The following is a 22,981-nucleotide window of genomic DNA, read 5'->3' on the forward strand; positions in this document are numbered from 1 at the left end:
TATATAATTAGTTAGAAGAAAAAAGGAGGGTTTTTTACATGAAGAAGCATCCATTAGAATTATGGGGCAATTTAGTTGCAAGTAAGAAGGGGCGCTGGCTATCACTTCTATTTTGGATTTTACTTGTAGCAGTAGTGTCATTTAGTTGGCCACAAATTAATAGCATCGATAATGTGTCGAGTGAAAACTTAAAAGACACAGAGATGTCAAAACAAGCTGCAAAAATTGTAGAAGAACAATTCCCGGATGATTCGGGAACGCCATTATTACTTGTGTGGCATCGTGAAGAGGGGCTTACACAAAAGGATTTAGAGAAAGTGCAGGCACTGTATAAAGAATTGGACGAAAATCCAGTGAATGCACAATCACTTGTACCACCACTTCATAAAACACCACCACAAGCGTTATTAGAAAGCGTTTCAGAAAATGGCTCAACGCTTGTGACACCTGTGTTTTTTGAAAAGGGCGCGAATACAGAAGCCTTTGAAAAAGGATTAGATGACATCACGAAATTAGTGAAGGATGATGTGTCATTAGAAGGTAAGTATGAGGGCAATGATGAGCTAAACTTACGTTACACAGGTCCAGTAGCGATTTCAGTAGATGCAACCGGCTTATTTGCGAGTGCCGATGTGAAGTTGATGATTGCGACGGTGCTTTTAGTACTTGTTTTACTTATTTTAATTTACCGTTCGCCATTACTTGCTATCATTCCAATTATTGCGGTAGGTCTTGCTTATGGTGTCATTAGTCCAGCACTTGGCTTTATGGCTGATCATGGTTGGATTGATAAGGATGCACAAGCAGTGTCCATTATGACGGTATTGTTATTTGGTGCCGGCACCGATTATTGTTTATTCCTGATTTCAAAATATCGTGAAATTTTATTAGAGGTTGAGGATAAAGGGAAGGCGATGGCACAGGCTGTTAAAGAGTCAGGTGGCGCTATTTTAATGAGTGCGTTAACAGTAGTTGCGGGTCTTGCAACGCTTGCACTTGCTAACTACGGTACATTTGAGCGCTTCGCTGTACCATTTAGCTTTGGCGTACTAATTATGGGCTTAACAGCATTGCTTGTATTGCCAGCATTACTTGTTATCATTGGTCGTGCTGCGTTTTGGCCATTCGTTCCACGTACAGTAGAAATGGAAGAGGCACGTGCTAAAAAACGTAATAAACCATTTAAACAACATCGTCCACAGCATAAATTTAGTCAAAAAATCGGAAACCTTGTTACAAGTAAACCGATGACCATTATTATTGTGACGGTTATTTTATTAGGTGCGCTTGCTGCATTTGCACCGAAAATTAAATTCACATTTGATATTTTATCATCATTCCCAGAAGACATGACGTCTCGCGAGGGTTACGCACTAGTAGAGAAAAACTTCTCTCCAGGTGAGCTTGCGCCAGTACAAATCATCGTCGATACAGATGGCAAGGATATCGATCTACAAAAAGATTTAGAGAAATTAAACTTTGCTGCGAGCGTTGATGAAAAACGTGTCGGTGAAAAAGACGAGGCGATTCAGCTTTATCAATTGGATTTTAAAGACAATCCATATGCAGCAGAATCATTAGATAATATTCCTAAAATTAAAGACAAAGCCATTGCACTTCTTGAAGATGCAGGGGTAAGTGATGCGAAGGACCGCGTGTGGATTGGCGGCGAAACAGCCTCTCAATACGATGAGATGAAAGTAATTGAGGATGATGAAAAAATCATTATGCCTGTTATTATCGCGTTAATTGCATTGCTATTATTAGTGTACTTGCACTCAATTACCGCAACCCTTTACTTGATTGCAACCGTTATCCTATCGTACTTCTCAGCGCTTGGTCTTGGCTGGATTGTGCTACATTACGGTATGGGCATTGACGCTATTCAAGGCTCGATTCCACTATATACATTCGTATTCTCGGTTGCACTTGGTGTCGATTACAACATCTTTATGGTGTCAGAAGTTTGGCAGCGCCGTAAGCATAAGAATTTAAAAACCGCGGTATCAGAAGGTGTTAAATATACAGGTAGTGTGATTACGTCCGCTGGTTTAATTTTAGCGGGTACATTCGCGGTGCTTGCGACATTACCAATTCAAGTATTAGTTCAATTCGGTATTATTACCGCAATCGGTGTCTTACTTGATACGTTTATCGTTCGACCACTTCTTGTACCAGCGCTTACGATGAAATTTGGTCGTGCTGCATTCTGGCCAGGTAAGCTTTGGAAAAAGAAAGTAGATGAATAACGAACGTTGTGGTATCGTTGAATCGAATAGATTTCATAGGAGTGAGTCATTGTGAATAGTCAATCATTATCAGTAAGAGAAGCCATCTTAGAGCGCCGTTCAGTTGGCGTATTTAATAAACAACCTGTAGATGCGCAAGATATTTTAGACATCATCAACGATGCTGTATGGGCACCGAATCATAAAAATCGTCAACCATGGCGCGTTATTCTTGGTATTGGTGAAGGATTACCAAAAGTATTGGACATCATTCGTGATGTGACAATCCCAAATCACGCGCATTTAACGGCAGAGGACATTGAACATAAAATGACGAAATTCTTATCACCAGGTGCGTATGCATTTGTTGTGGTACCAGAAGATTTACGTCAGCATGAGCGTACAGAGGATTTTGCGGCAGCGAGCTGCTTCATCCAAAACATGATGTTACTTGCATGGGACCGTGGTATCGGTTCAATTTGGAAAAATCCAACATGGTTAGACAGCCCGGAATTCACAGAAGCCATTGGTGCAAAACCAGGTGAACGTGTCATTGCGATGGTTCAACTAGGCTATTTTGACAAAGTTCCTGCGAAGAAAACACGTAAAACAGCAGAAGAAATCGTTACATTCTTCGGCGAATAATCCACAAAAAAGAAGGAATCGCGCAAAAGCGCGATTCCTTCTTTTATTATCGTGATTTTTTAATTAAATTTTTTCGATTGATGCAATTTCAGTTAGATAATCAGATACGACACGTAGGCCTTTATCGAAGTTTTCTAAGTGGAAGTGCTCGTTTGGTGCATGGAAGTTTTCAGTTGATAGCGCGAAGCCCATCATGATAACGGGTGCAGCTAAGATTTCATCGAATGTAGAAACGATTGGAATCGAACCACCTGAACGGATGAATGCTGTTTTTTGGTCGTATTGTGTTTCATAAGAATGACCAGCAGCTTGTACATATGGGTGATCAAATGGTGCGATAAATGGTTTCCCTTTATCAAATTCAGTAATTTCGATATCAACGCCTTCTGGTTGATGTTTCGCTACATGCGCACGAAGTAGTGCAACGATTTCATGTGGATCTTGATTTGGTACAAGACGACATGTGATTTTTGCGCCAGCTTGTGCAGGAAGAACGGTTTTCACACCTTCGCCAGAGAAGCCACCAAATACGCCGTTAATTTCAAGCGTTGGACGAGCCCATGTTTGTTCAAGATAGGAGAAGCCTTCTTCACCGAATAATGTTTTGACGCCAGCCTCTTCTTTCATTTGCTCTGCATCAAAGCCAAGCTCAGCGTAGGCTGCGCGCTCGTCATCAGAGATAGGTAACACGTTATCGTAGAAGCCTTCAACCGCGATATGACCGTTTTCATCGTGGAATGACGCTAAAATATCCGCTAATACGTGGATTGAGTTATGCACACCACCACCGTACATACCTGAGTGAAGGTCACCTTTTGCTGTACGAACATCGATTTGAATACCAGTTAAGCCACGTAGTGAATACACAACAGCTGGTTTACCAGGTGCATATAAAGAAGTATCTGAAATTAATACAACATCTGCTTTTAAGTAATCTTTGTGGTCTGCGATAAATTGGTCTAAATGAACAGAACCAATTTCTTCTTCCCCTTCGAAAATAACTTTTACGTTTACAGGAAGTTTTTCGTCTGATGCAAGCATAGCCTCTAGCACTTTAACGTGCATAAATACTTGGCCTTTATCATCTGAAGAACCACGCGCATACATGATATTGTCACGAATTTCAGGTTCAAATGGCATGCTGTCCCAAAGCTCAACAGGGTCTACTGGTTGTACGTCATAGTGACCGTATACAAGAACAGTTGGTGCACCTTCAGCGTGTAACCAGTCAGCTGTTACGACAGGATGGCCCGCTGTATCGTGAATAGTCGCATTTTCCATACCAGCAGCTGTTAATAGGTCAGATAAGTGGTTCGCTGCTTTGTACATATCATCTTTATGTTCTGAAAGAGAGCTGATGCTTGGAATGGCTAAAAAAGCTTTCATTTCGTCAAGATGACGTTCGCGATTTTCTGTAAAATATTGATTTAAATTTTCTAATTGAGTCACTGAAAATCCCTCGCTTTATTATTTTCTATTTGCACTACAAATTATATCATAGCAACAATTGGAAGTCTTTTAGCGCGTATAATTTAAGAAAAGTGGTATAACAGAAGTAATACGAGTGGAGGAGGACGGAAAATGGAGTTTGTATTTTTAGCGATACTACTCGCACTGTCGAGCTATTTTGCGGCAGCAGAAACTGCGCTAACGGCAATTAATAAAATGAAAGTAAGATTACGAGCCGCAAACGGGGATGCGCGGTCGATTCAAATGTTAAAAATTATTGAGAAGCCGGACCGTATGATTACGACGGTGTTAATTTTAAATAATGTCGTCAATATTTTACTGCCAACGATTGTGACAATTATCGCGTTAAATCACGGCTGGAAAGTATCGCTCGCAACAGCCATTTTAACGATTGTCCTCATTTTATTTGCGGAAGTGCTACCAAAAACAATGGCAGTGACCTATGCGGAGCCGATGTCCTATTCAAAACCTGTGTTGATGCCAATTTATTATTTAGTAAAAATATGTACACCGGTTGCAATCATTGTACAAGGTTTTACAAATATTTTTATTCGTATTTTGACTCGTGGCAAGGTAACGGAGGCGAAGATGACGAAGGATGAGGTGCGTGCAGTTATCGATATTGCTGAAACATCTGGCGCCTATGATTCAATAGAAGGAAAGCGTTTAAAAGAAGTACTCGATTTTCCTGATAAGGATGTCGAGGACGTGCTTGGTGCGCATCGAACGGAAATTGTCGCACTGCCGGTTACAGCGGACTTTGATGCGGTGCGCGATGTGATTTTAAATAATGGCTACACACGTTACCCGGTGTATGACGGGGATATTGACCATATTGTTGGGCTGTTTTTATCGAAAAAGCTCGTTGAGTGGTCGATTGAGCCGCAGCGTCCGCTCACAGAATTTCTTGATACAGAACCATTATTTGTCGTGGCGAATTTAGATGTAGAAAAAGTGTTTAAACGGATGACGGGAGCTAAAAAGCATTTAGCGATTGTCCTAGATGAATACGGTGGCACATTAGGAATTGTGACGACTGAGGATATGATTGAAGATATGATTGGACAGGAAATTGAGGATGAAACCGACCGTGATAGTCCGCTTATTTACGAGGCAAGCGAATCGGTATTGATTTGTAGTGACCGCATTGAAATCGAGCAGGTGAACAAGTTACTACACGCAGAAATACCATTCGACCATGATATTGTTGGGGGACTAATACTGGAGGAAATGCAGCGACTGCCACGACCGAATGATGTATTTGAAGCATTTGGCTTAACCTTTACAGTAAATGAAGTAGAGGGCACACATGCGACAAAGGTGACAATCGTGAAAGGTTCATAAGATGAAAAAAGGGCTTCTACATAGCGTAGCAGTCTTTTTTTATGCGCTTTTCGGGGTACATTACACGAAAAAGTTCCAAACCTTACATGATTGTAAGGTAAATGAAAGTTAAGTCGATGGAGCGTAAGGTAAAACTTCGCGATAATGAGAATGTAAACAACAACACATAACCTTAACGATACAGCTGGTACACAGCTATAAATAGACAAATAAAACTTTAGGAGGTTTAACGTTATGGAAACTTTACAAACAACTACACTAAATGAAGTATATGAGGAATACAATCGCTACATCTATCATCTTTGCTTAAAACTTACACGCAATAAAGCAGAAGCAGAAGATTTAATGCAAGAAGTTTGGGTGAAAGTCGTACGCTACGAATCATATGTTGCACAAGTTGATCATTTAAAAGCCTGGTTAACAACAATCTGCATGAATACATTCCGCGACCGTTACCGTAAAAATGTACGCCGCAGCAAATACATGATGAACCAACCTGATACACTTGACGTGCCAGTGCTTGATTTAGTTCCAAACGATGACCTATCTACGGAGGAGTTAATCGAAAAGGAAGATGTCGCAAAGGTCGTACAAGAAAAAATCAGCCAATTAGACGGTATTTACAAAAATACATTACTTTACTTTTACGTACACCAACTTTCTTTAATCGAAATCGCTGACATTATGAAAGTATCAATCGGTACAGTAAAATCACGCCTATTCCGCGCGAAAGCACGCCTAAAAGAAATGGTATTATCAGACGAAGCCGCAACATCAGCAATTATGGCTTAATTAAATAAGTGATGAAAACGCCGTTTATAGCGCTCGACAAGTGACGATTAGTCGCGACAGAGAGTGCGAAGCGACCCGAGGCACTGGTGTTTGAATCCGGATAGAATAAGTGATTCATCGACTCGTTCAGATTCGAAGGGCAAATAAAGCTTCTGACAAGCGGCGACTAGCCGCGTCGGAAGAAGTGATTTGACCCGAGAAACTAGTCGATGAATCCGGATAAAGAAAAACGCCATTATTCCATAAAATCTACTACTGACCGAGAAGCAGTAGTAGCACAAATTCTTAATACATAGCACGATGTCGTCAACATTGGTGCTACGTCAAAACTCATCAATTTAGCACATAGAACAGCAGCTTTGTCAGACAGCTGTATTTCGCAATCCTTCTAAGGCTCGATGATTGAAGTGGTCGAGACCCGATTAAGGTTTATATATAGAGAGGCTTTGACATACATGTAAAAGCAATCTCTCCTATGAGCATAAGAAAAACCGGAATCGCACTATTGTGCGGTTCCGGTTTTTCGTTGCGAACGCTCAAAAAGAAAAATGACGTGTTTTGTCCTAGTCTTCTTTTTTACGCAAAAAAACGCCACGCAAAAATGCGTGACGTTTATGCATTTCTTCCCACACAAAAAGAAATGCGTCAACATGACTTTTAAGCTTGCAGGCATTTCATAAAAATGACTTGCAAGGTTTTTAATTCATCAGCAGTAAGCATGCCAAACATGCGATTCACAAGTGCCTCGATATGTTCGTATGCTTCCTCTAATAATTGTTTTCCTTCCGCTGTAATCTCTAATTGAGAAGCGCGGCGGTCGGATTGATTTTGCGTTTTTTTAATGTATTCAGCCTTTAATAGCTTACTTGTCAGGACAGTTACGCCGCCAGTAGTTACATGTAACGTTTCTGCCAAATCGGAAGGGCGTAGCGGACCTTTAGAATCGAGTAGATCCAATAATAAAATATGTGTTTTAGATAACCCCAGATTATTATGGCTATTCCATTCATTTGCCCATTTACGTTCGATTGCAGCCGCTACTTCAAAAAGCGCTGTGATGCCGTTATTATGGCGATCTATCACTTTAATCATCTCCAAATTTTCTGACGTCTAGTAATCGTTCGCAAGGCGTTGCATTTCAAATAATTCGTAAGCACGTACTTTACGAGGAATGAAGCGACGGATATCCATTTCGTTATAGCCAACTTGCAGACGTTTTGCATCTACAAGAATAGGACTACGCAGCATTTTTGGATGTTCTTTTACGATGCTATATAACTCTTGAATCGATAATGCGTTAATATCGCAGTTCAGGTTTTTATAGTCTTTTGAGTTTGTTGAAATGATTTCATCTGTGCCATCTTCTGTCATGCTCAAAATTGTTTTGAACTCAGATAATGATAGTGGATCCGATGTAATACGCTTTTCAGTGTATTCAATCCCGTTGTCACGTAACCATTGTAAGGCTTTTTTAGATGATGTGCAGCTTGTTTGTGTGTAAATTGTAACAGTCATGTAAATTCCTACTTTCGTTCGTTTAGTATACATATATCTTATCAGTAAGATATTGATAAGTCAAATTGAAAATTGTGAATAAAAGATGAATATTCGTGGTAAAAAGAGAATATTTATCGTAAATACAGGTTTAAAACGCTGTATTCATAGATAGGACGTATTTAAATGGTACAGGTTGCAACCGTACCTCTTTATCAGAAAATACGTACAAATACCGTCATGAAGGTATTCATCAGACTATACCAATTTTGAAAGCGTTTTCTTTCACAAAATGGACAAAAAAATACGATCAAAGAATCGGAAATTTCTTTGGTCGTATTTCTTTTAATGAATATCTTGTTTTTTAAAGTTACCGCCACTAATTTCCGACATATTACTAAATGCGAGGAATGCCGTGGGGTCGATTTCTTTTACAATCGATTTAAGTTTTGCTTCTTCTAAACGGCTAATGACACAGAAAATCACTTGTTTTTCATCATTTGTGTAGCCACCACGGCCGTTTAAGTAGGTCACGCCACGACCTAAGCGGAACATAATTTTTTCGCCGAGTAGGTCCGGTTTGTCGCTAATAATCCAAATTGATTTCGTTTGATTAAAGCCTTCCGATACGAGGTCAATCGTTTTAAATGCAATAAAATAGGCGATAAGTGAATACATCGCGCGGTCGAGTCCGAATACAAAACTCGCACTACCTAAAATAAATAAGTTCATGAATAAAATGATTTGACCAACTGAAAATGGAGATTTTTTATTGAACATAATGGCGAGCGTCTCACTGCCATCTAAGCAACCGCCTGAGCGAATCGCAATGCCGACACCAATACCAAGCATAATGCCGCCGAGTACCGTTGCGAGTAGCGTATCATTTGTGAATGCGCCGTGATGTGGAATGAATGTAGTAGCAAGCGATAAAATGAGGATGCCGTACGTTACAGAAATGGCAAAGCTTTTACCGATTTGTTTGTAGCCAAAATAAAGAAATGGCAAGTTTAAGATGAATAAAAAGAGGCCAAGTGAGAGGCCGGTCATGTGTGAAATCATCATGGCAATACCGGTTACGCCGCCATCGATGAGTTGATTGGGGATTAAAACATTTTCAAGTGCAATCGCCATAATAAGTGCTCCCGCGGTAATGCCTAAGAAGTTTAATGCGATTTTTTTGAGCCCAGCTGTGCGTCTGGGCGCTGTACTGTCTGCTATATCATTTGTCAAAATAAAACACCGTCCTTATGTACTAGTCTACGCTCATTTTCCATCTGATGCCACTTGTATCCATAAAAAAAGAGAATTACCACAAGGGTAATTCTCAAAAAAATTATTGGTGGCCAGTAGAGAACCATTCTGCAACATCCCATACTTTTGTTACAAGACCTTCGTAAAATTCAGGCTCATGTGATACGAGAACGATTGTGCCTTTATATTCTTTCATTGCACGTTTTAGCTCTTCTTTTGCATCGATATCTAAGTGGTTTGTTGGTTCATCAAATAGCATCCAGTTTGACTCATCCATCATCAATTTACAAATACGAACTTTCGCTTGTTCGCCACCTGATAATTGGCTCATTGGGCGGTTGATGTGCTCACTTTTTAGACCAGTTTTTGCTAGTAATGAACGAACCGTACCTTGTGTCAGGCTAGGATACGCATTCCAGATAACGTCGATTGGTGTTTCTTTTCCGGCTTTTACCTCTTGTTCGAAGTAAGAAGGGAATAGGAAGTCACCACGCTCAACTTTCCCATCGAGTGCAGGGATTTTGCCAAGCATTGTTTTTAGTAAGGTTGATTTACCAACACCATTCATCCCAACAAGCGCGATTTTTTCGCCACGTTCGATTTCGAATGTAAGTGGTGGAAGTAGTGGTTTGTCATAACCAATCACTAAATCTTTTGCTTCGACTACATAGCGGCTTGAGCTACGTGATTCTTCGAAACGGAATGTCGGTTTTGAAGCCGTTTCTGGACGATCGATGATTTCCATACGATCCAATTGTTTTTGACGAGATTTGGCACGACCTGTTGTGGAGAAACGCGCCTTATTTTTTTGGATAAAGGTTTCTTGTTGCTTGATGAATTCTTGTTGTTTTTCATAGGCGTCGATATGTTGACGTTTATTGATTTCTGCAAGCTCTAAGAATTTTTCATAAGATGCTGTATAGCGTGTTAATTTAGAGAATTCTAGGTGGAAAATAACGCCTACTACATCATTCATGAATTCCACATCATGTGAAATTAATAAGAATGCATGTGGGTAATCTTTTAAATACGTACGTAACCAATCGATATGCTCTTCATCTAAATAGTTGGTCGGTTCATCTAGTAATAATACTTTTGGTTTTTCAAGTAAAAGCTTCGCAAGTAATAGCTTTGTACGTTGACCACCTGATAGGGCAGCGACGTCACGGTCAAGACCAATTGCATCTAAGCCAAGACCACGTGCTACTTCTTCCACTTTCATATCAAGTGTGTAGAAGTCGCCAGCTTCAAGCATATCTTGTACTTCTGCCATATCTTCTAGTAATTGCTCTAATTCTTCTGGTGTGGCATCGCCCATTTTTTCAGCGATTGTATTTAGCTCTTGCTCTTTTTCAAATAGGATAGCGAATGCGTCGTTTAATGTGTCACGAATCGTTTTTCCTGGTGTTAATACGGTATGTTGGTCAAGGTAGCCGTAATGTGTTTTTGGTAGCCATTCTACGCGTCCTGTATCATGGACAGCTTGACCTGTGATGATGCTCATTAATGTTGATTTACCAACGCCGTTTGCGCCGACAAGACCAACGTGCTCGCCTTCGACAATGCGGAATGATACGTCTTTGAATAATGTACGGTCCCCGAATGAGTGACCAAGTTTATCTACTGTTAAAATTGCCATGTTGCTACTATTTCCTCCTATTATATGCAAAACAAAACTCCGAAACGCCGAAGCATTTTGGAGCTTTGTTAACGTGAAATTTATTGTAATTCTTGAAGCTGTTTGTTTAGTAATGCTAATTCGTTTTCCATATCTGTCAGGCGTTGCTCAGCTTTTTCTAGTTGCTCATGATGCCCCGTTGATTCGATTTTTTCGATATCACCTTGTTGACGGATATAGTCGCTTTTTAACTCTAAAATTTGATATTCAATTTCTGATTTTGTAGCCATTTAAAAAAGCTCCTTCTTTACTTAGGTTGTCATTGCTGTTAATTGTAACATACGTTCAATTAATTCCGCATTACAATTGTTTCGAGTTCACAATACGGGCAGATATTTAGTAAACTAAAAAAGATAAATAATAGAACGGAGAGAATCCTATGCATACTATCGAGCAAATTAATGAAACACGTGATTTTATTTTAGAAAAAATTACGGTGCAGCCACAAGTAGGTCTTATTCTTGGCTCAGGCCTTGGTACATTAGCAGATGAGGTTGAAAATACCACAGTCATCCCTTATACAGACATTCCAAACTTCGCAAAATCAGGTGCTATCGGCCATGCCAATGAACTTGTCATTGGTGAATTAGAAGGCAAGATTGTCCTAGCGATGAAAGGTCGTTTCCACTACTACGAAGGCTTCTCAATGGATGAAGTAACATTCCCTGTGCGCGTCATGAAAGCACTAGGCATCGAGCAATTAATCGTCACAAATGCATGTGGTGCAGTAAATACAGACTTTAAACCAGGCGACTTAATGTTAATTGAAGACCATATTAACTTAACAGGTCAAAATCCATTAATCGGACCAAATAATGATAAGCTAGGCACACGCTTCCCAGATATGTCGAACTTATACGACAAGGACTTACGCAAGCTTGCAGCAGACGTTGCAGCACAGCAAGGCTTTGGTCTACAAACAGGCGTATATGCTTGGTGGAGTGGTCCAACATATGAAACACCTGCTGAAATCCGTATGATTCGTACATTAGGTGCGGATGCGGTCGGTATGTCGACAGTACCAGAAGCGATTATTGCACGACATGGACAAATGCGTGTACTAGGAATTTCTTGCCTAACGAATATGGCAGCTGGCGTTCTTGACCAACCATTAAATCATCAAGAAGTAATCGATGTAGCAGCACAAGTAAATAAGAAATTTACAGGGCTTATTAAAGGCGTCGTAGCAGCACTATAAGCTTCATTCAAAAGACTGAATTTATTCGGAAAGTCTTTCTGAAAATGATTATCACTGATACAATACGAGTAAATAATGAAATTCTTTGGAGGTTACACCTATGAAAATCTTACTTGTTGATGGTACAGTGCTTGGTCGTAAAACAGGTGCTATTTTAGAACAAGTTCAAAAATATATTGCACAATTCGATTCAAGTTTAGAGCTTGAAATTTTAACGTTTGCAGATTATCAGCATGAAATCGTTGATGGTCGTCCATTCGAGCAATACAACGAAGGCCTACAAGAGATGGTGAAGAAAATTGAATCAGCAGATGGTTATATTTTCGCAACACCTATTTTCCAAGGTTCCATTCCAGGCGTTTTAAAAAATGCTTTTGATTTCTTACATCCGAAAGCACTGCGCTATAAACCAGTATCAATCGTAGCGAACGGCGGAACGTATCAGCATCACCTCGTTGTTGAAAATCAATTAAAACCGATTCTTGATTACTTCCGTTGTTTAGTAACACCAAACTATGTGTACACACATTCTTCTCACTTTGATGCAGATAATAATATTACGGACCAAAATGTACAAGAACGTCTACAAGAGCTTGCGCGCGTGTTCGTAAAATACTGTGAAATGAGCAAGATTTTACCGAAAGAAACAATCGATCAGCATTAATCTAAAAGGGGCCTTCACTGCATCACGCAGTGAGGGCCTCTTTCTGTTATACTCGAGGCAAGAGGTGACGAAGATGATTGAAAAACAAATACAAGAAGTCGAGCTAATCATTTTTATTGAAGACGAGGACGATATGGCCGAGTCATTAGAGGATTTAAAAGCGTACGCCAAAACGTATGAGTTAGACCATGTTGAGGTTGCAGCGCAGCACAAAGAAACATTAGATGACGAACGTGTGAAGTATATTGTGACACTTGAAATTAGTCGTGATAGCGAGAATTTAGGCCGTAAATATGAAACAGAAGAGCAAAAAGTATTTGGCTTTGGTGATTAAAATTATACTTTTCAGAAAGTTCATGCTACAATAGTGGCAACTATTTCGAATCGGAGGTGAAAAGAATGAAAAACTCAGCTTATATGACATCTGCACAATTAGATAATGCGCTTTATTTTGCACGTGTCATTACGTTCAAATTTGATGCTAACGGGATTCGTACGCCCTTTTTTAACACAACATCAAATTAAAACGTAGCTGATGAACTTCATTCTTTTCATAAAATGAAAGGACTGTTCGTTGATGAGCAGTCCTTTTTTGTATGCTCAGCTGCGTTGTATGGAGGAAAATACAATGACAGTAAAAGTAGAAAACATAACAAAAACAGTTGGCGGTAATACGCTTTTTAAAGACCTAGATATCACGATTCCTACAGGGAAGCACGTCGCACTCGTCGGACGCAATGGCACAGGGAAAACGTCGCTTCTACGCCTGATTGCGGCGGTAGATAGCATCGACAGTGGGCGCATTATTACGCCAAAGGATAGCAAAATCGGCTATCTGCATCAAATTCCACAATACCGAACGGAGACGGTCGAGGAAGTGCTACTGCATGCGTTTCATGACTTACAAAATATGCAGCAAACGATGCAACAGCTCGAGGCACAAATGGCTAGAGAGATGGATGAGCGTGTGCTTGAAAAATACGGCGAGCTACAGGAGCGCTTTATGCAACTTGGTGGCTATGAAATGCAGTCGAAGATGATGACCGTTGCGAATGGCTTAGGCATCGCCCTATTTTTAGATAAGCCGTTCGAGGCACTAAGCGGCGGCGAAAAAACGAAAGTCATGCTCGCGCATATTTTGCTTGGTGAGCCGACGATTTTATTGCTTGATGAACCGACGAATCACTTAGATTTACGGGCGATTGAATGGCTTGAACATTATGTGAAGCAATTTGACGGCACTGTGATTGTCGTTAGTCATGACCGTCGTTTTATGAATGAAGTGGCCGAGCAAATTATTGAGCTTGAAGACGGCGAAGCCTTTGTTAGCCAAGGGAATTATGATGCATATGTGGCCGCAAAAGAGGCGCATATTGCGTCGCAGTTTTCGCAGTACAATGAACAGCAAAAAAAGATAAAAAAAATGAAGGAATCTATTCGTAGATTACGTCAATGGGCGAACGAGGCATCACCACCAAACCCAGATTTATTCCGCAAGGCGAAAATGATGGAAAAGGCACTAGCGCGTATTGAAGTCGTGAAAAAGCCAATAGTTGCGAAGAAAATGAATCTTGCACTGCAAGCAGAGTCTAGGAGTGGTAAGGAGGTTGCAGCTTTTGAAGATGTGACCGCCTGTGCGGGGGACCGGGTTTTATTTTTTGAAGCAAATTTTAGCATTTACTGGCAGGATAAATTGGCGATTGTAGGCGATAATGGCACAGGTAAGTCGACGATTTTAAAACTATTACTCGCCGAGCGCGAAGCTTGCGACGGAAGTGTAAAGCTCGGCAGCAATGTGCAAATCGGCTATCTTGCCCAGCAGTTTGATACATTTCAGCCAGAGGACCGGCTAATCGATGCCTTTCGTGATGAGGTCGCAGTGACAGAGGGCGAGGCACGTCATATACTCGCGCAGTTTTTATTTTATGGCTATGACGTTTTTAAAAAGGTGAAGGACTTAAGTGGTGGCGAGAAAATGCGGCTACGTCTTGCGCAGCTCATGCAGCAAAAGGTCAATTTACTTTTACTTGATGAGCCGACGAATCATCTCGACATTGAATCGCGTGAGGTGCTTGAAGAAACGCTTGAAAACTTTGATGGCACGGTTATCGCTGTTAGTCATGACCGCTATTTTTTAGAGAAATTATTCACGCGTACAGCATGGATTGAGCATGAATGTGTCACGATGCATGATGGGCCTTATGACTTTGCGAAGGATAAACAGCGTGCGCAAGCGATTGAGCGCGAAATTACATTCTTAGAACGAAAACTTACGCGTACAGAGGATGCGTATCTTACACAGCAACTCGAAAAACTCTACGAGGCATTGTAAGGTCGCAAACATCGTCTACATTCCGTTATAATAAAAGCATCGAAAGGAATGAGAGATATGGCAAAATCATTAGTTATCGCTGAGAAACCGTCAGTTGGTCGCGACATTGCACGCGTCCTAAAATGTACGAAAAAAGGCAATGGTAGCTTAGAAGGCGATAAATATGTCGTAACATGGGCGCTTGGTCATCTTGTGACACATGCAGACCCTGAGCAATACGACAACAAATATAAAGAGTGGAAAATGGACGATCTACCAATCGTGCCGGAACCATTTAAATTAGTACCGATTCGTCAAACAACGAAGCAATTTAATGCAGTAAAAAGTTTATTAAATCGCGGTGACATTAACGAAGTTATTATCGCAACCGATGCAGGGCGTGAGGGTGAATTAGTTGCGCGCTGGATTTTAGTGAAAGCAAAATCGAAAAAACCAATTAAACGTTTATGGATTTCATCTGTAACGGATAAAGCAATCAAAGAAGGATTTGCGAAGCTACAAGATGGTCATAAATATGATGCACTATATGAAGCGGCAGTTGCGCGTGCCGAGGCTGACTGGATCGTTGGGATTAATGCAACACGTGCCTTAACGGTAAAGCATAATGCACAGCTATCATGTGGTCGTGTGCAAACACCAACACTGGCGATGATTTATGAACGTGAGCAGCAAATTAAAAACTTTAAACCAAAAACATTCTACGGTCTACAAGCCCTAACGAATAAAACAACATTCACATGGCATGAGCAAGGTTCAAACCAAGCACAGTCATTTGATAAAGAAAAAGTGGACCGTATTTTAAAAAGCTTAGATTCGGTTCATTCAGGCGAAATTGTCGATGTCAAAACAACGCCGAAGAAAAAATATGCACCAACATTATTTGATTTAACGGAGCTACAAAAAGAGGCGCATAAACGCTGGAGCTGGTCAGCAAAAGAAACGTTATCAACGCTACAGCATTTATATGAGCACCATAAAATCGTGACCTATCCACGTACTGATTCGAAGCATTTAACAGCGGATATTCAAGGAACATTTAAAGAACGTATTAAGGCGACGACTAGTGGCGATTCACGTCAGGCGGCCAATGCACTATTACGTCACACAACGGTACAAGCACAAAAAGGTGTCATTAACGATGCGAAAGTGTCGGACCACCATGCCATCATTCCAACAGAGGAGCCGGTTATTTTACCGAATTTATCTGATAAAGAACGTAAGCTATATGATCTGATCGTCAAACGCTTCCTAGCAGTATTTTATGGCCCTTATGTGTATGATCAAACAGTTGTGACATTAAAAGTAGGTAATGAATTATTTACTGCAAAAGGAAATACTGTACGTGACCAGGGCTGGCGCGCGGTGTATAACCATGATGAGGATGATACGGTATCATTACCCGATTACCAAAAAGGTGCCAAGTTAGAGGTGCGTGCTGTTGCACAAACATCAGGTCAAACGAAGCCACCTGCTCCGTTCAATGAAGGAACGCTTCTTGCGGCGATGGAAAATCCAGCGCAGTTTATGCAAGGGGAATCAAAAGAATTAATTCAAACATTAAATGAAACAGGCGGTATTGGAACGGTGGCGACACGTGCCGATATTATAGAAAAGCTCTTTAAATCATTTGTTATCGAGAAAAAGGGGAATGACTTGTATGCGACATCAAAAGGTCGTCAATTACTTGATTTAGCGCCAGAAGATTTGAAATCACCTGCCTTAACAGCAGAGTGGGAAAAAGAATTAACGAAAATTGCACAAGGCAAGGCGAAGAAAAAACAATTTATGGATCGCATGATTTCATTTACGCAAAAATCAGTGAAGGAAATTAAGATGAGCGACCGTAAATTCAAGCATGATAATGTGACAGGGAAGCGCTGTCCAGAGTGCGGCAAGCTTCTATTAGAAGTGAATGGCAAACGCGGTAAAATGCTGATTTGTCAGGACCGTGAATGTGGCTACAAAAAGAAAGTTTCACAGCTAACAAATGCTCGTTGTCCTACATGTCATAAGAAGTTGGAACTACGTGGCGAGGGAGACGGACGAATTTTTACTTGTAAATGTGGGTATCGTGAAAAATTATCAGCATTTGAAAAACGCAAAAAAGACGCTGGTAAGACCAAAGTTTCAAAACGTGATGTGAATAAGTATATGAAGCAACAAAACAAGGAAGAAGAGCCTTTAAATAACCCATTCTCAGATGCGCTAAAAGGGCTGTTTAACAACGACGACAAGTAATTTGCGCATTCCTGGGTCACTTTTTTTTCAAGTAGTGGTAAGATGAAAAAAACATCTGAATAGTGGAAAGAGGTGGACGATATGAAATTAGCAGCAATCCTAAATAATCGCTATACGGAGATTGAAAACCGGAAACGTGTATTAAAGCAAAAAAACGCAGACGAGGCATATAAGAAAAATGCGCAATATTTTCAGCCAAAATCAAATCCGGCACTCGACGAATTAGTCGATTTATTAACAGGGAAAAAAGAGCACCAGGCAAAACCAGCCTTGCAGCAAGCTATTCGTGAATTGCAGGAGACGACACCAAATTATCCTGAAATTCATGACGTAGTCGCAATGGCAAGCGACGAGGAAGCAGTCGATATTTTAAAGCGTGTGCAGCAATCCGCTTTATCGAGCGACAACCCAACAGCACAGGATTTGCAAGTAGCTCAGTCTGCAGCTGACTATATCGCACAAAACACACAGTTCACTACTAACTCAGACAGCATCGATGCTACATCTAAGAAAAATGTGAACAGTTTAACAGTGCAACCAACTGAGCAGCAGTATAAAGAAACGGTTCGTAATCGCTTATTTGAACAGGCGGCGTCGAAATATCAATTCCAAGTACAGATGGCTCGTAGTGGATTCCGATTTGATGAACCAATGTTTTATCACATTGCGTAATGAAGGAAGTGTACGATTTTGGCAAAGCAAAAAATTCATAAGACCAATGCAGTACGACTGCTAGATCAACAAAAAATCCCGTATCATTTGCAGGAATATGAAGTGAATGAAGACCATTTAGACGGTGTGACAGCGGCGAAGGAAGTTGGGCAGCCAGTTGAAAAAGTGTTTAAAACGCTCGTTGCGAAATCAACGAAAGGTCAGCTCTATGTTTTTGTGATTCCAGTCGCTAAGGAGCTCGATTTGAAAAAAGCTGCAAAGGCCGTACATGAGAAAAAAATAGAAATGCTTCATGTCAAAGATTTATTGGCAAATACAGGCTACATTCGTGGAGGCTGTTCACCAATTGGCATGAAGAAACATTATCCAACGTTTGTGGATGAAGCTGTAAAGCAAGTGGAGGAAGTATTAGTGAGCGCCGGAAAACGTGGGATGCAATTATGCTTAACACCCGACAATCTAGTGACAGCTGCAAAGGCCGAAATTGTTGATATTACCGTTGATATTTAAGTCATCGTTTGATACAATTGTCGAGTTGCAGTTGAACATATGGCTGCGACATGGAATATTCCTTGTCGCAGCTTTTTTATATAGAAAGAAGGATGTCGTGTGAGAAAAGAGTTCGCAATCCGCTGGCTATTTTTCTTCATTGGGATTATGTTTATCGGTTTGGGCATCGCTCTAACGATTCGTGGACAGCGCTATGGTGTTGGTTCATGGGATGTTTTACACATCGGCATGTTTTATCACTTTGGATTATCAGTTGGTGCTTGGTCGATCATTATTGGCCTCGTGATTATCGCTTTAACAGCGATTTTATTAAAACGTCTGCCACGAATTGGCACGTTTATGAATATGATTTTTTGCGGCGTATTTTTAGATTTCTTTAATAGCATTTTACCAGCAGCACATACACCATTAACGCAGTTTGGTTGTTTTGTGCTTGGTATCGTTGGTATCGCAGTAGGATGCGGTGTTTATGTATCAACGAATCTTGGCGAAGGTCCCCGAGATAGTTTAATGATGATTGCTGTTGAAAAATTACATGTCAGCATTACGGTTGCGCGTACAGCGATGGAGATTTTCGCGGCAGGGCTTGGCTATATTATGGGTGGTCCAGTAGGTATCGGTACGATTATTATGGTATTTGCACTCGGTCCAATCATTCAAGTTGTACTGCCAGTAAGCCGCCGTATATTAGCGCATTTTATTAAAGAACCGACACTAATGTATAAATAATGTATAAGGAAAGTTATCCACAGATAATCTTCCTTATACATTTTTTCATTTTATCCACATGTGGATAACTTTTCACCTACAGTTCATTTATATTTCGCAAGTCGAAAGAAATACAAAATAATTTAAAAAAACACATATATTAGCTTATTTTTCAGAAAATTCCGAAATGATAAAATAATATAGTGAAACATTACTCGAAAGGTGGGCTTTATGTGCAAAAAGGTAAAAAGTGGCGATCGTTATTATTAGCAGGTGCATTATTAACATCTTTATTAACACCAGTTGCAGGGGCAAGTGCGGCAACAACGGACAAAGACTTGAAGAACTTCGATACAGAACGTTACGGGGATGTCATCTCCATTGACCCATATTTAGACAAGTTATCAAAAGATGCAGATTTTAACGCAAAACTGAAAAAAGACTTCAAGCGCAAGCTAATGAAGCACAAACAAAAGCAACATCGGATAATGATAGTGATTTTACGTATGACGGTGGAACGAAAAAATTCTTAACGAATAATCTTTCATTAAAAGATTTTACGATGCGTAGTGTGGGCGACAACGTGGAAATTTGGGTAGCACATGACTTATCTTATGGACCAGACAATCCACGTGAAGCAGATGTTGTGACGCAAGCACAGGTGGACAAACTTCGTGATGAGTTTGAGTCAAATATTTACCCGAAAGTGACGGATTTCTTCGGTACACCAGATGCATTAGATGGCTCAAAAGCGAGACTGCCAGGACAAATTGGTTTACCAGCAGATTATTATGAAGGCTCAGACAAGGTCATCATCCTTGTGGATAACGTGCAAGATGAGGGCTGGAACAATCCAGATTATCCATTCTTTGTAGCGGGCTTCTATTGGCAAACAATTGAAAACTATATTAACCGTAACATCGTGACAATTGATACAAATAGCTGGGATACGCGCTTAGAAGAAACATTTTATGGTACAACAATTCATGAATTACAGCATTTAATTCAAGCAGACCATGACCCATCAGAAGAATCTTGGTTGAATGAAGGTTTCTCGACATTCTCTGAATACTTAGGTGGCTACGGTGGTCCAGATAGCTCGATTAACTTCTTCTTAGATCACCCAGAAAATTCACTTGTGAACTGGGATGAGCATGCGACTGCTACAACCGGACCTGAAACGATTGCCGATTATGGTCAAGTATACTTATTCACACAATATTTATATGACAAATTCGGTCATGATTTCATTAAAGAAATCGCAACAGATGGCGAGCGTCAAGGGATGGAAAGTGTAGACCATGCGCTGCGTGAACGTGGTACGACGTTTACAAAAGTATACCAAGATTTCCAAACAGCTGTGGCGCTAGATGATAAGTCAGTAAGCTCGAAATATGATATTGATAGCGTAGATTTACGTAACTTACCGGTAGACCGCGCTGGCACAAAACGTGGCAAAACGGTCGATTATGAATCAGCTAAAACTTATGAAAAAGAAGGCGTTCCGGCATGGGGCGGCGACTTTAAATCATTCGACTTTACAAAAGAAGTACAGGGCTTACGCTTCAACGGTGCAGACTTCTTACCACTTGAATGGACGACTGTGACAGATCCTGTGACAGGCAGTGGCAATGTTTTATGGGGCGGTAAGGGCTCACAAGCAGATCATGAAATGATTTTTGCGGCAGACTTAACGAAGGCGACAAATCCAACGCTAACATTCCAAAATCTATATGCGATTGAAGATGCATGGGATTATGGTGTTGTTCAAGTATCAACGGATAACGGCCAAACGTGGGAGAGCTTATCAAATATCAATACACGTACAGATGTTGATGAGCAGGGTTATCCAAAAATCAAAGAAAATGTACCTGGCTTCACTGGTTCAGTAGAAACATGGCAAAATGAAGCCTTTGATTTATCAAAATACAAAGGCCAAAATGTTTTAGTATCATTCCGCTACTTAACAGACTGGGGTACAGAGGAAAAAGGCTGGTTCGTCAAAGATATTAAAATTGACGAGGCAGGCGTGTCGATTAAGGGGGATTCAACGACTGGCTTAACGACGCAATCAGCGCTCAATAAAGACTATGTTAAATTCTTAACGACATTCATCCAAACGAAGAAAAACGGTAAAACAAAAGTAGAACAAGTAGACCCTTACGATGTCACAGAAACAAAAGCGCTTCAATTAAACAATATGTTAAAAGAGGGCAATGTCAAAATGATTACGACATATGCAGCAAATCCTGGTGATATTAAACCAGTAGACTTCACATATGAAGTATTGTTTAAAGAAAAGAAAGACAAGCCAAATAAAGGCAAGGGTAAAGGACCGAAATGGGCACGTTAAGCTAGATAAAAGCATCTCACAATCGTGAGATGCTTTTTTAATGTTTTTTTGAGAGAGACAAATGTAGTATTTATAATAACTTTTCAAAGCACAAATAAAAAAATGTACGTTTGAAATGAACATTGTCAGAAAAGTATGTTAGAATAGGAGCAACTGAACGGGAAAGGATGATTTGTGTGTCAAAAATTTTAAATACATTCGTAGATGAAAACTTACAAGCATTAAAAGAACAAGGCTTATACAATGAAATTGACCCTGTAGAAGGTGCGAACGGTCCGGTCATTACCATTCGCGGTAAGCAGCTCATTAACCTATCGTCAAATAACTATTTAGGCCTTGCGACAAACGAAGATTTAAAAGCGGTAGCGCAAAAAACAATCGCAACCTATGGCGTAGGTGCCGGTGCAGTACGTACGATTAATGGGACGCTTGATTTACATGTGAAGCTAGAAGAAAAACTCGCTGAATTTAAAGGAACAGAAGCGGCGATTAGTTATCAATCTGGCTTCAACTGTAATATGGCGGCGATTTCTGCTGTGATGGATAAAAACGATGCTATTTTATCTGACCAATTAAATCATGCCTCTATCATTGATGGTTGTCGTTTATCAAAAGCGAAAATCATCGCGTTCAATCACTCGGATATGGAAGACCTTCGCAATAAGGCCAAAGAAGCAACTGAATCGGGCTTGTACAACAAAATCATGGTCATCACAGATGGCGTCTTTTCAATGGATGGCGACATTGCGAAACTACCAGAAATCGTCGAAATCGCAAAAGAATTCGATTTAATTACGTATGTTGATGACGCACATGGCTCAGGTGTAACGGGTAAGGGGAAAGGAACAGTTAAACATTTTGGTCTACAAAATGAAATCGACTTCCAAATCGGTACATTATCAAAAGCCATTGGTGTTGTCGGTGGCTACGTAGCAGGAAAACAAAATGTTATTGATTGGCTGAAAGTACGCTCTCGTCCATTCTTATTCTCAACAGCACTACCACCAGCAGACGTTGCAGCGATTACAGCGGCTGTTCAAATGATCATCGATTCAACAGAGCTTCATGATAAGCTATGGGACAATGGCGATTATTTAAAAGCAGGCCTTCAAAAGTTAGGATTTAATATCGGACACTCTGAAACGCCAATCACACCATGTATTATCGGTGATGAAACACTGACACAGCAATTCTCAAAGCGTCTTATTGAAGAGGGCGTTTATGCGAAATCAATCGTATTCCCAACCGTTCCAAAAGGGACAGGTCGTGTGCGTAATATGCCAACTGCAGCGCATACGAAGGAAATGCTTGACGATGCCATTGCCATTTACGAAAAAGTCGGGAAAGAACTAGGCGTTATTTCGTAAATAAAAAACTCGAAATCCATAACGGATTTCGAGT

General features: G+C 40.4%; 22 protein-coding genes. 16 read left to right on the forward strand and 6 right to left on the reverse strand.

Going from position 1 to position 22,981, the window contains the following annotated elements:
* The first annotated feature begins 38 nt into the window (after positions 1 to 38).
* Both KTHG_RS00745 and KTHG_RS00750 read left to right on the forward strand, forming a co-directional pair.
* Positions 39 to 2,249 carry an MMPL family transporter gene (locus KTHG_RS00745; RefSeq protein ID WP_020189001.1) on the forward strand — a complete coding sequence of 737 codons (2,211 nt, stop codon included), beginning with the start codon at positions 39 to 41 and terminating at the stop codon, positions 2,247 to 2,249.
* Positions 2,250 to 2,300: 51 nt separating this feature from the next.
* The gene (locus KTHG_RS00750) at positions 2,301 to 2,873 is read left to right on the forward strand and encodes a nitroreductase family protein (protein WP_020189002.1); all 573 of its coding nucleotides are present in this window, start codon (positions 2,301 to 2,303) and stop codon (positions 2,871 to 2,873) included.
* A 63-nt stretch (positions 2,874 to 2,936) separates the two neighbouring features.
* Here KTHG_RS00750 and KTHG_RS00755 read toward each other — a convergent pair whose 3' ends face one another.
* Entirely contained in the window at positions 2,937 to 4,322 is a 1,386-nt protein-coding gene (locus tag KTHG_RS00755) for a dipeptidase (protein WP_020189003.1), read from the reverse strand.
* Positions 4,323 to 4,454: 132 nt separating this feature from the next.
* Between KTHG_RS00755 and KTHG_RS00760 the strand changes: the two genes are divergently transcribed.
* Together KTHG_RS00760 and KTHG_RS00765 are read left to right on the forward strand one after the other, a co-directional pair.
* On the forward strand, positions 4,455 to 5,687 hold the full coding sequence (locus tag KTHG_RS00760; RefSeq protein ID WP_020189004.1) for a hemolysin family protein: 1,233 nt from the start codon (positions 4,455 to 4,457) through the stop codon (positions 5,685 to 5,687).
* Between the two features lie 234 nt (positions 5,688 to 5,921).
* The gene (locus KTHG_RS00765; protein WP_020189005.1) at positions 5,922 to 6,479 is read left to right on the forward strand and encodes an RNA polymerase sigma factor; all 558 of its coding nucleotides are present in this window, start codon (positions 5,922 to 5,924) and stop codon (positions 6,477 to 6,479) included.
* Positions 6,480 to 7,136: 657 nt separating this feature from the next.
* Here the strand turns inward: KTHG_RS00765 and KTHG_RS00770 are convergent.
* The 5 genes from KTHG_RS00770 to KTHG_RS00790 all read right to left on the reverse strand — a co-directional run bounded on the left by KTHG_RS00770 (position 7,137) and on the right by KTHG_RS00790 (position 11,135).
* Positions 7,137 to 7,562: a MarR family winged helix-turn-helix transcriptional regulator gene (locus KTHG_RS00770; RefSeq protein WP_020189006.1), complete on the reverse strand. Its 426-nt coding sequence runs from the start codon at positions 7,560 to 7,562 to the stop codon at positions 7,137 to 7,139.
* A 27-nt stretch (positions 7,563 to 7,589) separates the two neighbouring features.
* Positions 7,590 to 7,994: a transcriptional regulator Spx gene (spx, locus tag KTHG_RS00775; protein WP_020189007.1), complete on the reverse strand. Its 405-nt coding sequence runs from the start codon at positions 7,992 to 7,994 to the stop codon at positions 7,590 to 7,592.
* A 324-nt stretch (positions 7,995 to 8,318) separates the two neighbouring features.
* Entirely contained in the window at positions 8,319 to 9,206 is an 888-nt protein-coding gene (locus KTHG_RS00780; RefSeq protein ID WP_020189008.1) for a YitT family protein, read from the reverse strand.
* A gap of 103 nt (positions 9,207 to 9,309) precedes the next feature.
* The gene (locus KTHG_RS00785) at positions 9,310 to 10,866 is read right to left on the reverse strand and encodes an ABC-F family ATP-binding cassette domain-containing protein (protein WP_020189009.1); all 1,557 of its coding nucleotides are present in this window, start codon (positions 10,864 to 10,866) and stop codon (positions 9,310 to 9,312) included.
* 80 nt (positions 10,867 to 10,946) lie between these two features.
* A complete protein-coding gene (locus tag KTHG_RS00790; RefSeq protein ID WP_020189010.1) occupies positions 10,947 to 11,135 on the reverse strand; it encodes an SE1832 family protein in 189 nt (62 codons plus the stop codon).
* A gap of 149 nt (positions 11,136 to 11,284) precedes the next feature.
* Between KTHG_RS00790 and KTHG_RS00795 the strand changes: the two genes are divergently transcribed.
* The 12 genes from KTHG_RS00795 (at position 11,285) to KTHG_RS00840 (ending at position 22,947) form a co-directional block, all read left to right on the forward strand.
* A complete protein-coding gene (locus tag KTHG_RS00795) occupies positions 11,285 to 12,103 on the forward strand; it encodes a purine-nucleoside phosphorylase (protein WP_020189011.1) in 819 nt (272 codons plus the stop codon).
* A gap of 100 nt (positions 12,104 to 12,203) precedes the next feature.
* Entirely contained in the window at positions 12,204 to 12,767 is a 564-nt protein-coding gene (locus KTHG_RS00800; RefSeq protein ID WP_020189012.1) for an NADPH-dependent FMN reductase, read from the forward strand.
* Between the two features lie 73 nt (positions 12,768 to 12,840).
* Positions 12,841 to 13,101 (forward strand): hypothetical protein, encoded by a 261-nt coding sequence (locus tag KTHG_RS00805; RefSeq protein ID WP_020189013.1) that lies wholly within the window; start codon positions 12,841 to 12,843, stop codon positions 13,099 to 13,101.
* A 65-nt stretch (positions 13,102 to 13,166) separates the two neighbouring features.
* A complete protein-coding gene (locus KTHG_RS21710; protein ID WP_020189014.1) occupies positions 13,167 to 13,292 on the forward strand; it encodes an RAxF-45 family protein in 126 nt (41 codons plus the stop codon).
* Between the two features lie 103 nt (positions 13,293 to 13,395).
* Positions 13,396 to 15,099, forward strand: a complete 1,704-nt coding sequence (gene abc-f, locus KTHG_RS00810; protein WP_020189015.1) for a ribosomal protection-like ABC-F family protein — start codon at positions 13,396 to 13,398, stop codon at positions 15,097 to 15,099.
* Positions 15,100 to 15,156: 57 nt separating this feature from the next.
* Positions 15,157 to 17,337: a DNA topoisomerase III gene (locus KTHG_RS00815; RefSeq protein ID WP_020189016.1), complete on the forward strand. Its 2,181-nt coding sequence runs from the start codon at positions 15,157 to 15,159 to the stop codon at positions 17,335 to 17,337.
* Positions 17,338 to 17,418: 81 nt separating this feature from the next.
* Positions 17,419 to 18,009 (forward strand): hypothetical protein, encoded by a 591-nt coding sequence (locus KTHG_RS00820; RefSeq protein ID WP_020189017.1) that lies wholly within the window; start codon positions 17,419 to 17,421, stop codon positions 18,007 to 18,009.
* Positions 18,010 to 18,027: 18 nt separating this feature from the next.
* Positions 18,028 to 18,519, forward strand: a complete 492-nt coding sequence (ybaK, locus tag KTHG_RS00825; protein ID WP_020189018.1) for a Cys-tRNA(Pro) deacylase — start codon at positions 18,028 to 18,030, stop codon at positions 18,517 to 18,519.
* Positions 18,520 to 18,618: 99 nt separating this feature from the next.
* Positions 18,619 to 19,248: a YczE/YyaS/YitT family protein gene (locus tag KTHG_RS00830; RefSeq protein ID WP_020189019.1), complete on the forward strand. Its 630-nt coding sequence runs from the start codon at positions 18,619 to 18,621 to the stop codon at positions 19,246 to 19,248.
* A gap of 212 nt (positions 19,249 to 19,460) precedes the next feature.
* Entirely contained in the window at positions 19,461 to 19,760 is a 300-nt protein-coding gene (locus KTHG_RS21715; protein WP_044527186.1) for a hypothetical protein, read from the forward strand.
* 50 nt (positions 19,761 to 19,810) lie between these two features.
* Positions 19,811 to 21,580, forward strand: a complete 1,770-nt coding sequence (locus KTHG_RS00835) for an immune inhibitor A domain-containing protein (protein WP_255512322.1) — start codon at positions 19,811 to 19,813, stop codon at positions 21,578 to 21,580.
* A gap of 167 nt (positions 21,581 to 21,747) precedes the next feature.
* Entirely contained in the window at positions 21,748 to 22,947 is a 1,200-nt protein-coding gene (locus KTHG_RS00840; protein ID WP_186439481.1) for a glycine C-acetyltransferase, read from the forward strand.
* The last annotated feature ends 34 nt before the right edge of the window (positions 22,948 to 22,981 follow it).

Origin of the sequence: Kurthia sp. Dielmo (assembly GCF_000307285.2) — a bacterium.
In the GTDB taxonomy this organism is placed as follows: Bacteria; Bacillota; Bacilli; order Bacillales_A; family Planococcaceae; genus Kurthia; species Kurthia populi.